The 13,591-nt window shown below is 58.0% G+C and carries 11 protein-coding genes; 6 read left to right on the plus strand and 5 right to left on the minus strand.

Going from position 1 to position 13,591, the window contains the following annotated elements; translation table 11 throughout:
- Nucleotides 1–37 precede the first annotated feature (37 nt).
- On the plus strand, nucleotides 38–2,344 hold the full coding sequence (locus tag CJF39_RS02270) for a YgiQ family radical SAM protein (RefSeq protein WP_094991969.1): 2,307 nt from the start codon (nucleotides 38–40) through the stop codon (nucleotides 2,342–2,344).
- A gap of 358 nt (nucleotides 2,345–2,702) precedes the next feature.
- Here the strand turns inward: CJF39_RS02270 and CJF39_RS02280 are convergent, their stop codons facing one another.
- Nucleotides 2,703–2,906, minus strand: coding sequence for a hypothetical protein (locus tag CJF39_RS02280; protein WP_094991971.1), 204 nt, complete (start codon nucleotides 2,904–2,906; stop codon nucleotides 2,703–2,705).
- 325 nt (nucleotides 2,907–3,231) lie between these two features.
- On the opposite strand from CJF39_RS02280, the gene azu reads away from it, so the two are divergent.
- On the plus strand, nucleotides 3,232–3,678 hold the full coding sequence (azu, locus tag CJF39_RS02285; protein WP_094991972.1) for an azurin: 447 nt from the start codon (nucleotides 3,232–3,234) through the stop codon (nucleotides 3,676–3,678).
- Between the two features lie 64 nt (nucleotides 3,679–3,742).
- Here the strand turns inward: azu and CJF39_RS02290 are convergent, their stop codons facing one another.
- The 4 genes from CJF39_RS02290 to CJF39_RS02305 form a co-directional block, all read right to left on the minus strand.
- Nucleotides 3,743–4,765, minus strand: a complete 1,023-nt coding sequence (locus CJF39_RS02290) for a DUF1338 domain-containing protein (RefSeq protein ID WP_094991973.1) — start codon at nucleotides 4,763–4,765, stop codon at nucleotides 3,743–3,745.
- 161 nt (nucleotides 4,766–4,926) lie between these two features.
- Nucleotides 4,927–5,754, minus strand: coding sequence for an ammonia-dependent NAD(+) synthetase (gene nadE / locus CJF39_RS02295; protein WP_094991974.1), 828 nt, complete (start codon nucleotides 5,752–5,754; stop codon nucleotides 4,927–4,929).
- Between the two features lie 3 nt (nucleotides 5,755–5,757).
- Nucleotides 5,758–6,972 carry a nicotinate phosphoribosyltransferase gene (pncB, locus tag CJF39_RS02300; protein ID WP_094991975.1) on the minus strand — a complete coding sequence of 405 codons (1,215 nt, stop codon included), beginning with the start codon at nucleotides 6,970–6,972 and terminating at the stop codon, nucleotides 5,758–5,760.
- A 118-nt stretch (nucleotides 6,973–7,090) separates the two neighbouring features.
- Nucleotides 7,091–7,996, minus strand: a complete 906-nt coding sequence (locus CJF39_RS02305; RefSeq protein WP_094991976.1) for a LysR family transcriptional regulator — start codon at nucleotides 7,994–7,996, stop codon at nucleotides 7,091–7,093.
- Between the two features lie 164 nt (nucleotides 7,997–8,160).
- Between CJF39_RS02305 and amaB the strand changes: the two genes are divergently transcribed.
- The 4 genes from amaB (at nucleotide 8,161) to CJF39_RS02325 (ending at nucleotide 13,591) form a co-directional block, all read left to right on the plus strand.
- Complete coding sequence (gene amaB, locus CJF39_RS02310; RefSeq protein WP_094991977.1) at nucleotides 8,161–9,651, plus strand: L-piperidine-6-carboxylate dehydrogenase; 1,491 nt, start codon at nucleotides 8,161–8,163, stop codon at nucleotides 9,649–9,651.
- 95 nt (nucleotides 9,652–9,746) lie between these two features.
- A complete protein-coding gene (amaA, locus tag CJF39_RS02315; RefSeq protein WP_094991978.1) occupies nucleotides 9,747–11,030 on the plus strand; it encodes an L-pipecolate oxidase in 1,284 nt (427 codons plus the stop codon).
- A 343-nt stretch (nucleotides 11,031–11,373) separates the two neighbouring features.
- Entirely contained in the window at nucleotides 11,374–12,510 is a 1,137-nt protein-coding gene (locus tag CJF39_RS02320) for an ABC transporter substrate-binding protein (protein WP_094991979.1), read from the plus strand.
- A gap of 166 nt (nucleotides 12,511–12,676) precedes the next feature.
- The gene (locus CJF39_RS02325; protein WP_094991980.1) at nucleotides 12,677–13,591 is read left to right on the plus strand and encodes an ABC transporter permease subunit; all 915 of its coding nucleotides are present in this window, start codon (nucleotides 12,677–12,679) and stop codon (nucleotides 13,589–13,591) included.

Genomic DNA, 13,591 nt, shown 5'->3' on the forward strand with positions numbered 1-13,591 from the left:
TCGCGCCCTTTTTTTGCACTCAACACCGGTCATCGACATGCAAGCAGCGAAGCCAATTTTTGACTATCCGAAGTACTGGGCCGAATGTTTCGGGCCAGCGCCATTCCTGCCAATGAGCAGGGAGGAGATGGATCAGCTTGGCTGGGATTCATGCGACATCATCATCGTTACCGGTGATGCATATGTCGATCATCCGTCGTTCGGCATGGCGATCATCGGTCGTTTGCTGGAGTCCCAGGGGTTCCGTGTGGGCATCATTGCCCAGCCGAACTGGCAGTCCAAAGACGACTTCATGAAGCTTGGCGAGCCGAACCTGTTCTTCGGCGTGGCCGCTGGCAACATGGATTCGATGATCAACCGCTACACCGCCGACAAGAAAATCCGTTCCGATGACGCCTACACCCCCGGTGGCATGGCGGGTAAACGTCCGGATCGCGCGAGTTTGGTGTACAGCCAGCGCTGTAAAGAAGCCTACAAGCATGTGCCTATTGTTCTGGGCGGTATTGAGGCTTCCCTGCGCCGCATTGCGCATTACGACTACTGGCAAGACCGCGTGCGCAACTCGATCCTGATCGACGCCTGTGCCGACATCCTGCTGTACGGCAACGCCGAACGCGCGATTGTCGAAGTGGCCCAACGCCTGTCGTACGGTCACAAGATCGAAGACATCACCGATGTACGCGGCACCGCGTTCATTCGCCGTGACACGCCTAAAGACTGGTACGAAGTCGACTCCACGCGCATCGACCGTCCGGGCAAGATCGACAAGATCATCAACCCGTACGTGAATACGCAGGACACCCAGGCCTGCGCTATCGAGCAGGAAAAAGGCCCGGTTGAAGACCCGAGCGAAGCCAAGGTTGTGCAGATCCTGGCTAGCCCGCGCATGACCCGTGACAAAACGGTGATCCGTCTCCCGTCTGTCGAAAAAGTTCGTGCCGATGCGGTGCTTTATGCACACGCCAACCGCGTGCTTCACCTCGAAACCAACCCGGGCAATGCCCGTGCACTGGTGCAGAAGCATGGCGAAGTGGACGTCTGGTTCAACCCGCCTCCGATTCCGATGACCACTGAAGAGATGGACTACGTGTTCGGCATGCCTTACGCACGTGTTCCGCACCCTGTGTATGGCAAGGAGAAAATTCCTGCCTACGACATGATCCGCTTCTCGGTGAACATCATGCGCGGCTGCTTTGGCGGCTGTACCTTCTGCTCAATCACTGAGCACGAAGGTCGAATCATCCAGAACCGTTCCGAAGAGTCGATCATCCGGGAAATCGAAGAGATTCGTGACAAGGTGCCTGGCTTTACCGGGGTCATTTCCGACCTTGGCGGCCCGACCGCGAACATGTACCGCATCGCGTGCAAAAGCCCGGAAATCGAATCCGCGTGCCGCAAGCCGTCGTGCGTGTTCCCCGGCATTTGCCCGAACCTGAACACCGACCACTCGTCGCTGATTCAGCTGTATCGCAGTGCCCGGGCCTTGCCGGGTGTGAAGAAAATCCTGATCGCTTCCGGCCTGCGTTACGACCTCGCGGTCGAGTCGCCGGAGTACGTGAAAGAGCTGGTGACCCACCACGTCGGCGGTTACCTGAAGATCGCCCCGGAACACACCGAGGAAGGTCCGCTCAACCAGATGATGAAGCCGGGCATTGGCAGCTATGACAAGTTCAAGCGCATGTTCGAGAAGTACACCAAGGAAGCGGGCAAAGAGCAGTACCTGATTCCGTACTTTATTGCTGCTCACCCCGGCACCAAAGACGAAGACATGATGAACCTGGCGCTGTGGCTCAAGGGCAACGGCTTCCGGGCGGATCAGGTGCAGGCGTTCTACCCGTCGCCTATGGCCACGGCCACGGCGATGTACCACTCGGGCAAGAACCCGCTGCGCAAGGTCACGTACAAAAGTGACTCGGTGACCATCGTCAAGAGCGAAGAGCAGCGCCGTCTGCACAAGGCGTTCTTGCGTTATCACGACCCTAAAGGCTGGCCGATGCTGCGTGAAGCCTTGACCCGCATGGGCCGCGCCGACCTGATCGGCTCGGGCAAGGATCAACTGATTCCGCTGCACCAGCCGGCCACTGACAGTTATCAAAGTGCCCGTCGTAAAAACTCGACACCTGCCGGTAGCCACAAAGTGGCCAAGGATTCGACCACCAAAATCCTCACCCAGCATACTGGCTTGCCGCCACGTGCCAGTGACGGTGGCAATCCGTGGGACAAGCGTGAGCAAGCCAAGGCTGCGGCCTTTGCCCGTAACAAACAGGCAGCCAAAGAGCGGCATGAAGCGGCCAAAGGCGGCAAAGGCAAAAAGCCTGCCCGCAAGCCCGTCGTGCCGCGCTAACAGTCCGGGCAGTGGCTACAGCATGGCGTCTGTAGCCGCTTTCCAGGCGCAGGTCTGCAACCGGACGCGCAGCGTTCGCCCTTGCTGAGCCGACTCTCTACCTGAAAACGTAATAAGCGGCTTCAATGCCAGCACAGCCTTGTGCTGCCCGACGGTGGCGACAGGGTTTACAGGGTGTGCGCTGAGAGGCTTGCCACGCGGGCCTGCGGCCATAGTGATACCTGCTCCAGGAACGGATCATGAAGAGCGTCTGAGGGCGTTACAAGGCGGTCAGGGTGACTGCGAGGATCAACAGCCGGGCTGCTGATCCTGATCACAGATCCTGTGGGCCGGGTTGTGGATAACCGGGCCGAGGGTGTTACGCGTTCGGTGCTTTATCGTCTGTACCGTCTGTTGCGCCAGTCTCTTGCGCGTCAACGTCACCTTCAGTGTCGACGTCCTGCTCCACGTCTGTGGCGCCACCTTCAGCGGCAGCCTTCTTGCGTTGCTGCTTCTCTTCTTTCTTCTGCTCTTTAGCCAGGTCTCTTTGACGCTTTGCGAAGTTATAGTTTGGTTTGGCCATGGGCGATCCTCTTGCGCTCGAAGATGAGGTGAGCGGTGGGTATTCTGCCCTGTATTAGTGCCTAGCCGTTAGCCGGGTTTTTGCAAGGCTGTTTTTCTCGTCTGAATTATGGCGCTGGCAGTGGTGAAAACTGGGGTATACCCCGCCGACTTATTCTCCAAACCTCAAAAAAATGACCTAAGGTTATAAGCCGTCCGTTCGTCTAGCAGGCTATTACACCGGATTAAAACGTTTTGCCATGACTCAGGTCATTGGAATTGAGACGATTTTCGGGCAACCTGTATACAAATTGTGGATTTTTTATACCCTGCCTTGGAGATACATCATGTTTGCCAAAGTTGTTGCGGTATCCCTTTTGACCCTGGCCAGCGGCCAATTGCTGGCTGCTGAATGCAAAGTGACTGTCGATTCGACCGATCAGATGTCGTACAACACCAAAGAAATCACCATCGACAAGTCCTGCAAAACGTTCACGGTAGAACTGACTCACTCCGGCAACCTACCGAAGAACGTCATGGGTCATAACTGGGTGCTGAGCACAAAAGCCGACATGCAGGGCATTGCGACTGATGGTATCGCTGCAGGTCTGGACAAGAACTACCTGAAAGACGGCGACACGCGCGTCATTGCTCACACCAAGATCATCGGTGCGGGCGAGAAAGATTCGGTAACGTTTGACGTTTCCAAGCTCAAAGCGGGTGAGGAATATGAGTTCTTCTGCACCTTCCCGGGCCACAACTCGATGATGAAAGGCGCTGTGGTACTTAAATAAGGCCGCGCAACGCTTAAAAACAGCCCTGACGCGCTCACGCCGTCAGGGCTGTTTACGTTTTGGGTCAGGCTGTAGATGCGGTCATCTTGAAAATTCCCTGGGCGTTGCTGCTGTCGAAGTCCAGGTCCAGTCGTTGCGTCTGTGGGTTGATCTCACGTTGAATGAATTCAACGAAAGACCCCGGCACTTGATGCTCCCGGTACATCCCGTGCGCATCAAGCAGACCGCGGGTCACGCTGCAGGCGCGGTACGCGGTTTGCATCACCCGTCCTGATGCCGACACCTCAATGGCGTCTTTCATCGGTCGTTGCAGGTCGCGTTGTTGCGCCACGGTGGCGTGCAGATCGCTGACACGGTCGGTCAGGTGGTTGAAGCTATTGCCTTCGGTGGCGATCCACGCCATTTCGGCGCTTTCCTTCAACAGGCACTGATAATCGGCTTCTTGCACGGCGCCATGCTGGCGATCAAATGCCTGGTTTAACCCCGGTAACACGCGTTGCGCATCGCTCAGGCTGCAATGGTGGGTGAGTTGCAGGCGGTTGAGGATGCTCAGGTGCTCAGCCAGGAGAGGGTCGCGGCTACTTCGGACCACGCGAGTGACGGCCTGTTGAAACGCCACGCTGAAACGACCGGGGTGCAATTCCGATACAAAAAATTGCGCAATGCCTTCAGGCAAGTCCATGTGTCGGTAGCCCCAGCCCGTCATGTTCAATTTGGTCAGGGGATAAGTGCGCGTGTCGGTAAAGCCGAGCGGCTCCAGCAACCGCGAGAACGCCAGACGACCGCGAGGCAACTCGCCATTCAGCGGCCAGTCCACCGTGCGAATGGCACCATGATCAAAAACAACTTTGCGACCGTGCTGCGCTTGCTCGTGCACATAGCGTCGGCCATCCGGCACGGCGTCAACCAGTTTGTGCAGCAGGCACAGATTTAGCGCCTCAGCGAGCCATGCCCGATGGAGCGCTTGCGGGTGCCAGCTGAAATCCAGCAGGCCTTGGGGGACCTCGACATGCTCGCGCAACCAGCGAGCGGCGGGTTGGCCGATTACGGACTCGACCAGCGAAAACAGACCATCGAATTCAGACATGGCGGACAGGGCTCTGGGGACGAAACGAGCGTCTATCAAAGCCCTTGAGGCAAACAGTCACAAGCGAAAAAAAATGCGGGGGTCATTCCGTTTTTTCTGGCTGGACAGTCAGCCCTCTCCTGAATGAAGAGGGCTGGAGTGAGGCAAGAGTGGCTTCGGTCTTACGGCGCAAACGGCATTTCGCGCTTGTGATGGGTTTTTTCATACGTGTTGCAGATGATGTTGAACGCTTGCTCACTCACCGGTTCGCCGTGCAGGAAGGCATCAATCTCGGCATAGGTTACGCCGTGGGACGCTTCGTCGGGCTTGCCTGGCTCCAGGTCTTCGAGGTCCGCAGTCGGGACTTTTTCGACCAGCGACTCGGGGGCACCGAAATAGCGGGCAATGGCCCGGACCTGATTTTTAACCAGCCCGCTGAGCGGTGCCAGGTCGCACGAGCCATCTCCGAACTTGGTGAAGAAGCCCATCACCGCTTCTGCTGCGTGGTCGGTGCCGATGACCAGCCCGCCCGTTGCGCCAGCGATGGTGTATTGCGCCACCATGCGCATCCGCGCCTTGGTATTGCCCAGCACAAAGTCTACCGTGGCTGGCGGTTTGCCTTCGAACGAGGCAACTTCGGCGGCCAGCGCCTTGACTGCAGGGCCGATGTTCACGGTCTGGCGTTCGTCCGGGTTGATGAAGTCCACCGCAGCGGTCGCGTCGATTTCGTCGTGCTGGACACCGTAAGGCAAGCGCACGGCGATAAAACGGTAATTCTCATCGCCGGTCTGCTCGCGCAGTTGCTTGATCGCGCGTTGCGCCATCAGGCCGGCGGTCAATGAATCGACACCACCACTGATGCCCAGTACCAGGGTTTTGAGCCGGGCATTGTGCAGGCAGCACTGGATAAAGGTAATGCGGCGTGCGACTTCCGCCTCAAGGGCCGCGTCGTCTTTAAACGGCGGCTGGACCTTGAGGTCTTTGGCGATCTGGCGCTGTACGGCCTGCATGATTCACTCCTTGGGAGAATGTTCAGGAACTTGGAAAACGTGGCGCAAATAGGCGGCGAAGTTAGGATCAGAGCAGTGAGTCTTGCCCGGCTCATCTGAAATTTTCGCCACAGGTGAGCCGTTGCAGCCGGTCATTTTAAGCACGATGCTCATGGGCTCAACCCCAGGGATGTCGCAGGTCAGGTTGGTTCCGATACCGAAACTGACATTGATCCGGCCACGTAACGCGCGAAAGATCTCCAGTGAGCGGGGCAGGGTCAGGCTGTCGGAGAACACCAGCGTTTTGCTCATCGGATCAATGCCCAACTGGTGGTAATGCGCGATGCATTTTTCGGCCCACACCACGGGGTCGCCCGAGTCGTGACGCAAACCGTCAAACAGCTTGGCGAAGTAAAGATCGAAATCTGTAAGGAAGGCATCGGTGGTGATGCAGTCCGTGAGTGCAATCCCCAGCAGTCCACGGTATTCGCGCACCCAGCAGTCCAGCGCAGCGCTCTGGCTGTCGATCAGGCGCGGGCCGAGCTGTTGATGCGCCATGATCCATTCGTGGGCCATGGTGCCCAGCGGCTTCATGTCCAGTTCGCGGGACAGGTTGACGTTACTGGTGCCCACAAACTTTCCGGGAAAGTCATGTTTGAGTACGTTGACCACTTCCTCTTGCACCCGGTACGAAAACCGACGCCGGGTTCCGAAATCGGCTACCTGCAAGCCAGCCAATTCATCGGCGCTGGCGTTGGCCTGCAACCAGTCAAACTTTCGATAGAGCTGTTCGCGGGCCTGGGACAGCACTGTGTTGGCATACCGCGAGCGGTTGCGCACTTCACTGACAATTGCCAGCAGAGGTACCTCGAACAGAATCACATGCAGCCACGGGCCGCGCAGACGAATGAAGAGTTCGCCGTTTTCGATCCCCGTATGGACATAGCGCAGGTTGAAACGAAACAACCCGAGGAAGCGTATGAAGTCAGGCTTCATAAACGTAATCCGTTCCAGAAAGCCGAGCTGGTCCTGACTCATATTCAAGTCGGCCAAACGTTCGATCTGATGCCGGATTTCGCTCAAGTACGGGCGTAAATCTTCGTGATTACGGCACCGAAATTCCCATTCAACTTCCACATTGGGGTAGTTGTGCAGCACCGCCTGCATCATGGTCAATTTGTAGAAGTCGGTGTCGAGCAAGTTCTGCACGATGCGATCGGCAAACACACTCTCGCTCATAACGCGAATCTCCATGCTGGCCGTGCCTGATTGCCACGGCGCTCAGCTCTTTCAATGAATGACGCTAGTGGCGCATATTCGCGTGCGGTTTTGCCAGCGGTTTCTGCTTAAACAAGGGCTACAGAGCCTGTTGCTCATCCAATTGCTCCATCATCCAGCTCACAAACGCTCTCACTTTCGGCACGCCGGCCGAATGCTCCGGATACGCCAGATAGTACGCGTCATGGCTGGGCATGGCGTAGGGCCAGGCAATCACCAGTTTGCCGTCCGCCAATTCCTCTTCGACCAGAAAGCGCGGCAGCAGTGCAACGCCACACCCCACCTGCGCTGCCCGGATGCACATATAGAACGTGTCAAAGCGTGGGCCATGGTAACTGTGGTCAGTGTGATAGCCCTGGCTTTCAAACCACTCATGCCACGCTTGCGGTCGCGAAGCGTTTTGCAGCAGGACCAGCTCGGTGAGGTGCGTCGGGTCGGTAAAGGGCTTGTCGGGCAGACTCGATGGCGCGCATACCGCCACCAGCGATTCGCCAAACAGCTTCAGGCATTCCGCCCCGGGACGGGCACCCTGACCAAAGTAGAACGCCAGATCGCTGCGCCCTTGCAGCAGCTCATCGGCTGGCTGTTCATTGCACAAATCCAGATGAATCTGTGGGTGGCGCAGGCCCCAACCTTTGAGACGTGGCACGAGCCAGCGGGCGCCGAAGGTGGACGGTGTCGAGACGCGCAGGACTTCCGTTTCGCCGCCGTAGGAACGTAGCGTGTGGGTCGACATTTCCACTTGGGTCAGGATTTTTCGGACTTCTACAAGGTACAAATCACCGGCTGGCGTCAGTTGCAGGCGACGGCGCACCCGTCGAAACAGCAAGTGTTGTAACAACTCTTCCAGTTGAGCGACCTGTTTGCTGACTGCGCTCTGAGTCAGGTTCAACTCCTCAGCCGCGCGGGTGAAGCTCAGGTGACGAGTCACCGCTTCAAAACACTGCAAGGCAGTGATCGAGGGCAGGTAGCGTTTGTTGAGCATGGCAGCCTCTGCGTCTTGTTGTTCGCCGACATTACCAGCGCAGCATGAATTTTCGGAATGATATCTCGCTTAAAGGTCGTTTGTTGGCGCGGGATGTGCCAGCTACAACTAAAGACCTGAGCCGCAGCCGGCGGCGAACGTTTTCAGGTTGAAGGAGTGCCCACATGATTGCTGCATTGCTGGATCGTTTAGGAGTGAACCCTGCGCTGTACCAACAGGGGAAACAGCCCGTCTACACACCGATTGATGGCAGCCAGCTGGGCGCTGTGCATTGGGAAGGCGCCGCTCAAACCGAACAGCACGTGACCCGTGCCGAGCACGCATTTGATGCATGGCGCAACGTTCCGGCCCCGCGGCGGGGTGAACTGGTGCGCCAATTCGGTGACCTGTTGCGTGAATACAAAGCGGATCTCGGCGAGTTAGTGTCCTGGGAAGCCGGCAAAATCACCCAGGAAGGTTTGGGTGAAGTGCAAGAAATGATCGACATCTGCGACTTCGCAGTCGGCCTTTCGCGTCAACTGTATGGCTTGACCATTGCCTCCGAGCGCCCCGGCCACCACATGCGCGAAACCTGGCACCCGCTGGGCGTAGTCGGTGTCATCAGCGCGTTCAATTTTCCGGTCGCGGTCTGGGCGTGGAACACTACGCTGGCGCTGGTGTGCGGCAACGCAGTGATCTGGAAGCCCTCCGAAAAAACGCCGCTGACGGCGCTGGCGTGTCAGGCATTGTTCGACCGGGTGCTGAGCACCTTCAGCGACGCGCCTCCCTACTTGAGCCAAGTGATTATCGGCGGTCGTGAAGCGGGCGAGGCGTTGGTCGATGACCCGCGCGTGGCCTTGATCAGCGCCACTGGCAGCACCCGCATGGGGCGCGAAGTGGCGCCGAAAATTGCTGCGCGCTTTGCCCGCAGCATCCTCGAACTGGGCGGCAACAACGCCATGATCCTCGGCCCTAGCGCTGACCTGGACATGGCGGTGCGCGCCATTTTGTTCAGTGCCGTGGGCACTGCCGGGCAACGTTGCACCAGTTTGCGCCGCCTGATCGCGCACGAGTCGGTGAAAGCAGAAATCCTCACCCGCCTCAAAGCGGCGTATGCCAACGTGCGCATCGGCCATCCGCTGGAAGGAAACCTGGTCGGCCCTCTGATCGACAAACACAGTTTTGACAGCATGCAGGATGCGCTGGAGCAAGCGTTGAGCGAAGGCGGGCAGGTCTTTGGGGGTGAACGCCAGCTGACACGCCAATACCCGAATGCGTACTACGTCAGCCCGGCAATTGTTGAAATGCCTGAGCAGAGCGAGGTGATGTGCAGCGAGACCTTTGCGCCCATCTTGTACGTGGTTGGCTACACCGAGTTTGAGGAAGCGCTGCGCCTCAACAATGCCGTCCCGCAAGGCTTGTCGTCGTGCATCTTCACCACCGATGTGCGCGAGGCGGAACGGTTTATGTCAGCCACAGGCAGTGATTGCGGGATTGCCAACGTCAACATCGGGCCCAGCGGCGCCGAGATTGGCGGGGCTTTCGGGGGCGAGAAAGAAACCGGCGGCGGGCGTGAATCGGGTTCGGATGCCTGGCGCGGCTACATGCGCCGCCAGACCAATACCGTGAACTATTCACAGGAACTGCCGCTGGCTCAGGGTATTACGTTTGACTGAGTGGACTGACGTGCAGTGCGTCTGAGCCCTCACCCGGCCTTGTTCAGGGCAAGGGCTCAAGGATTCTGGTTAGGTGTCATGTCTGGAGCTTGGCAATGCCTTTACGCGAAGAATGTCTGTGGGAAAACCTCACACCGCAACGTCCTCAAGCGCCTGCCTTCAAGGGCGAATTGAGCGTTGACGTCTGTGTGATCGGTGCAGGTATCACGGGATTGTCAGCCGCCATTCACTTGCTCGAACAGGGCAAAAGCGTGTGTGTGCTGGAGGCACATCGCACGGGGCAGGGGGGATCGGGGCGCAACGTGGGGCTGGTTAATGCGGGGCTGTGGATTGCGCCTGACGAAATCGAAGCCGGGTTTGGCAAAGCTGTCGGCAGTCAGCTCAATAGCATGCTTGGGGCCGCGCCAGCGCTGGTATTCAGCCTCATCGACAAATACCGCATTGATTGCCAGTTGCGCCGTGAAGGCACGCTGCACATGGCCCACAACGCCAAGGGTGAGGCTGATCTGCGCAGCCGCGAACAGCAATGGAGGCTGCGCGGTGCTCCAGTGGAGTTGCTCACCGGTGCGGCCTGCGAAGCAGCCACCGGCACGTTAAAAATTGCCGCAGCCTTGCTGGATCGCCGTGCGGGGACACTCAACCCTATGGCCTACACCTCGGGGCTGGCCAAAGCCGCTGGCGATCTGGGAGGGCGGTTGTTCGACCACTCCCCGGTCACCGGGCTGGAACGCCAGGGACGACGCTGGTCAGTGCAAACCGGCCGCGGCGCCGTGAGTGCCGAGCAAGTGGTACTTGCCTCGAATGCCTACACAGAGGGCGAATGGACTGACCTGCGACGTAACTTTTTCCCAGGCTATTACTATCAGGTTGCCTCCAAACCTCTGACAGACGAAACCGCGCAACGCATCCTGCCCGGAGGACAAGGCTCGTGGGATACACGCCAAGTACTCAGCAGTATTCGGCGGGATGCTGACGGGCGTTTATTGCTGGGCAGCCTCGGCAATGGCAATCAGAAACCCGGCTGGTTCCTCAAGGCGTGGGCCGATCGCGTCCAGCAGCACTACTTTCCGTATTTGAAAGGCGTGGAATGGGAATGCACCTGGACGGGATGCATCGCGTTCACCCCCGACCACTTGATGCGTTTATTTGAGCCGGCGCCCGGTCTTGTAGCAGTCACCGGTTACAACGGCCGCGGGGTCACCACGGGCAGCGTGGTGGGCAAGGCGTTTGCCGATTATTTGTGTCACGGCGATGCCAAAGCGCTGCCCATCCCTTTTTCGCCCATGCAGCCGCTCTCCGGCGCGGGTTTGCGCAGTTGTTTATACGAAGCAGGATTTTCCCTCTACCACGCCGGGCAATGTTTACGGATCGTGATTTAACCTGCCGTTTATGCGTGTAACGGCTAGCCTTTAATGGTGCGCCCTGTAGCAGCCACGCACCGCGAGTGTGCAGTTCGGTGACGTCGCGGGTTACAGGTCGGTTGGACGTTGCAGGGCAACCCGGTTGCAAGCGGTGTGGCTGAAGGTGGCGCCTGTAGAAAACAAACAGTTACACCTTCCTCGGTTTAGACGGTTGCACGCCCAATAAAAATGGGCTCGAAACAGTCGACAGAACAATAAGACCACGGCTTTTTCAAGAATAAAAAACCAATGGCACGCGCCTTGCTCAGCGCTTTATGTGAAGTCGAAGTGCCAACTAAAAAAACCTCAGGAGCACCACCTCATGTCGCAGACGTTCTACAAGAAAGGTTTTCTGGCCCTCGCCGTTTCGGCTGCGATGGGCATGTCTTCGTTTGTTCTGGCAGATGTAAAAATCGGGGTAGCCGGTCCCATGACCGGCGCCAACGCGGCATTTGGTGAGCAATACATGAAAGGGGCGCAAGCGGCGGCGGATGCAATCAACGCATCGGGTGGCGTCAACGGCGAAAAAATCGTGCTGATCAAAGGCGACGATGCATGCGAGCCAAAGCAAGCGGTTGCCGTGGCCAACCGTCTGGTCGATCAGGACAAGGTAGCGGCAGTGGTGGGGCACTTCTGTTCTTCGTCCACGATTCCGGCGTCCGAGGTGTACGACGAGGCGGGTGTCATCGCAATCACGCCGGGTTCCACCAACCCGCAGGTGACCGAACGCGGCCTGAGCGCCATGTTCCGCATGTGCGGCCGGGATGACCAGCAAGGCATCGTAGCGGCCGACTACATCGTCGATGTGCTTAAGGGTAAAAAAGTGGTGGTCCTGCATGACAAGGACACCTACGGCCAAGGCCTGGCCGACGCGACCAAGGCCCAGCTTGAAAAACGCGGTGTAACCCCCGTGTTGTATGAAGGCCTGACCCGGGGTGAAAAAGACTTCAGCGCCGTGGTGACCAAGATCCGTGCCGCTGACGCGGACGTCGTGTACTTCGGCGGTCTGCACCCGGAAGCTGGCCCGCTTGTGCGTCAGATGCGTGAGAACGGTCTTAAAGACGTGAAGTTCATGTCTGACGATGGCGTGGTTACCGATGAGTTGGTCACCACCGCCGGTGGTCCACAATACGTTGATGGCGTGTTCATGACCTTCGGCGCCGACCCGCGCCTGTTGCCTGACAGCAAGGCCGTGGTAGAGCAATTCCGCAAAAGCGGCACCGAGCCTGAAGGCTACACCCTGTATGCCTACGCATCGATCCAGGCCCTGGCAGATGCTTTCAATGGCGCCAAATCCAACAAAGGCGAAGACGCTGCCAAGTGGCTCAAGGCCAACCCGGTGAAAACCGTCATGGGGGAAAAGGCCTGGGACAGCAAAGGCGACCTCAAAGTCTCTGACTACGTGATGTATCAGTGGGACAAAGACGGCAAATATCACCAGCTGGAAAAACAGAAGTGAGTTGAATCACCTGCCCGACCGTCGCCTGAGTGCCGGTCGGGCGGGTGAGGCTTTGCATCACCTGTCTTCTTTTCCAGGAGCCCCGTAAACACAGTCATTCAAACTGTCTTCGGACGGTGTGGGAGGCGTGTGTCTGCGGATTGGCTCCAGTGCGTGAGATTGCGTTATGGACGGTATTTTCCTACAGCAACTGCTGAACGGCCTGACCCTCGGGTCTGTCTACGGCCTGATCGCCATCGGCTACACAATGGTCTACGGCATCATCGGCATGATCAACTTCGCCCACGGCGAGGTGTACATGATCTCTGCTTACCTCGCGGCGATCAGTCTGGCTCTGTTGGCATACTTCGGTATTGAGTCCTTCCCGCTGCTGATGCTTGGCACCCTGATTTTTACCGTGGTCGTAACCGGGGTGTATGGCTGGGTGATTGAGCGAGTGGCCTACAAACCCTTACGAAATTCCACACGACTGGCCCCACTGATCAGTGCCATCGGCATCTCCCTGATCCTTCAAAACTACGTCCAAATCGCACAAGGTTCGCGCCAGCAAGGCGTGCCCACGCTGCTCAGCGGTGCGTGGCGGGTCGATATCGGGACCGGTTTCGTCCAGCTCACCTACACCAAGGTCTTCATTCTGATCGCTGCCTTTGTAGGTATGGGCCTGCTCACCTACATCATCAAGTACACCAAGCTGGGTCGCATGTGCCGCGCCACGCAACAGGACCGCAAGATGGCGTCGATACTGGGCATCAACACCGACCGGGTGATTTCCTACGTGTTCGTGATCGGTGCAGCCATGGCGGCACTGGCCGGTGTGCTGATTACCATGAACTACGGCACGTTCGACTTTTATGCCGGGTTCATCATCGGTATCAAGGCGTTCACTGCCGCCGTGCTCGGCGGGATTGGATCACTGCCCGGCGCCATGCTCGGCGGCATCATCCTCGGCATCTCCGAGTCGCTGTTCGCCGGTCTGGTCAACTCTGACTACAAAGACGTGTTCAGTTTCTCGCTGCTGGTGCTGATCCTGATTTTCCGTCCTCAAGGCCTGCTGGGTCGTCCACTAGTGGCGAAGGTGTAA

It is taken from the genome of Pseudomonas lundensis (assembly GCF_002269125.1).
In the GTDB taxonomy this organism is placed as follows: domain Bacteria; phylum Pseudomonadota; class Gammaproteobacteria; order Pseudomonadales; family Pseudomonadaceae; genus Aquipseudomonas; species Aquipseudomonas lundensis_A.

Excerpts from the sequence above, each read along its gene's own strand:
- CJF39_RS02270 (WP_094991969.1), top strand. The coding sequence starts at position 38 with ATGCAAGCAGCGAAGCCAATTTTTGACTATCCGAAGTACTGGGCCGAA.
- CJF39_RS02280 (WP_094991971.1), bottom strand. The coding sequence starts at position 2,906 with ATGGCCAAACCAAACTATAACTTCGCAAAGCGTCAAAGAGACCTGGCT.
- azu (WP_094991972.1), top strand. The coding sequence starts at position 3,232 with ATGTTTGCCAAAGTTGTTGCGGTATCCCTTTTGACCCTGGCCAGCGGC.
- CJF39_RS02290 (WP_094991973.1), bottom strand. The coding sequence starts at position 4,765 with ATGTCTGAATTCGATGGTCTGTTTTCGCTGGTCGAGTCCGTAATCGGC.
- nadE (WP_094991974.1), bottom strand. The coding sequence starts at position 5,754 with ATGCAGGCCGTACAGCGCCAGATCGCCAAAGACCTCAAGGTCCAGCCG.
- pncB (WP_094991975.1), bottom strand. The coding sequence starts at position 6,972 with ATGAGCGAGAGTGTGTTTGCCGATCGCATCGTGCAGAACTTGCTCGAC.
- CJF39_RS02305 (WP_094991976.1), bottom strand. The coding sequence starts at position 7,996 with ATGCTCAACAAACGCTACCTGCCCTCGATCACTGCCTTGCAGTGTTTT.
- amaB (WP_094991977.1), top strand. The coding sequence starts at position 8,161 with ATGATTGCTGCATTGCTGGATCGTTTAGGAGTGAACCCTGCGCTGTAC.
- amaA (WP_094991978.1), top strand. The coding sequence starts at position 9,747 with ATGCCTTTACGCGAAGAATGTCTGTGGGAAAACCTCACACCGCAACGT.
- CJF39_RS02320 (WP_094991979.1), top strand. The coding sequence starts at position 11,374 with ATGTCGCAGACGTTCTACAAGAAAGGTTTTCTGGCCCTCGCCGTTTCG.
- CJF39_RS02325 (WP_094991980.1), top strand. The coding sequence starts at position 12,677 with ATGGACGGTATTTTCCTACAGCAACTGCTGAACGGCCTGACCCTCGGG.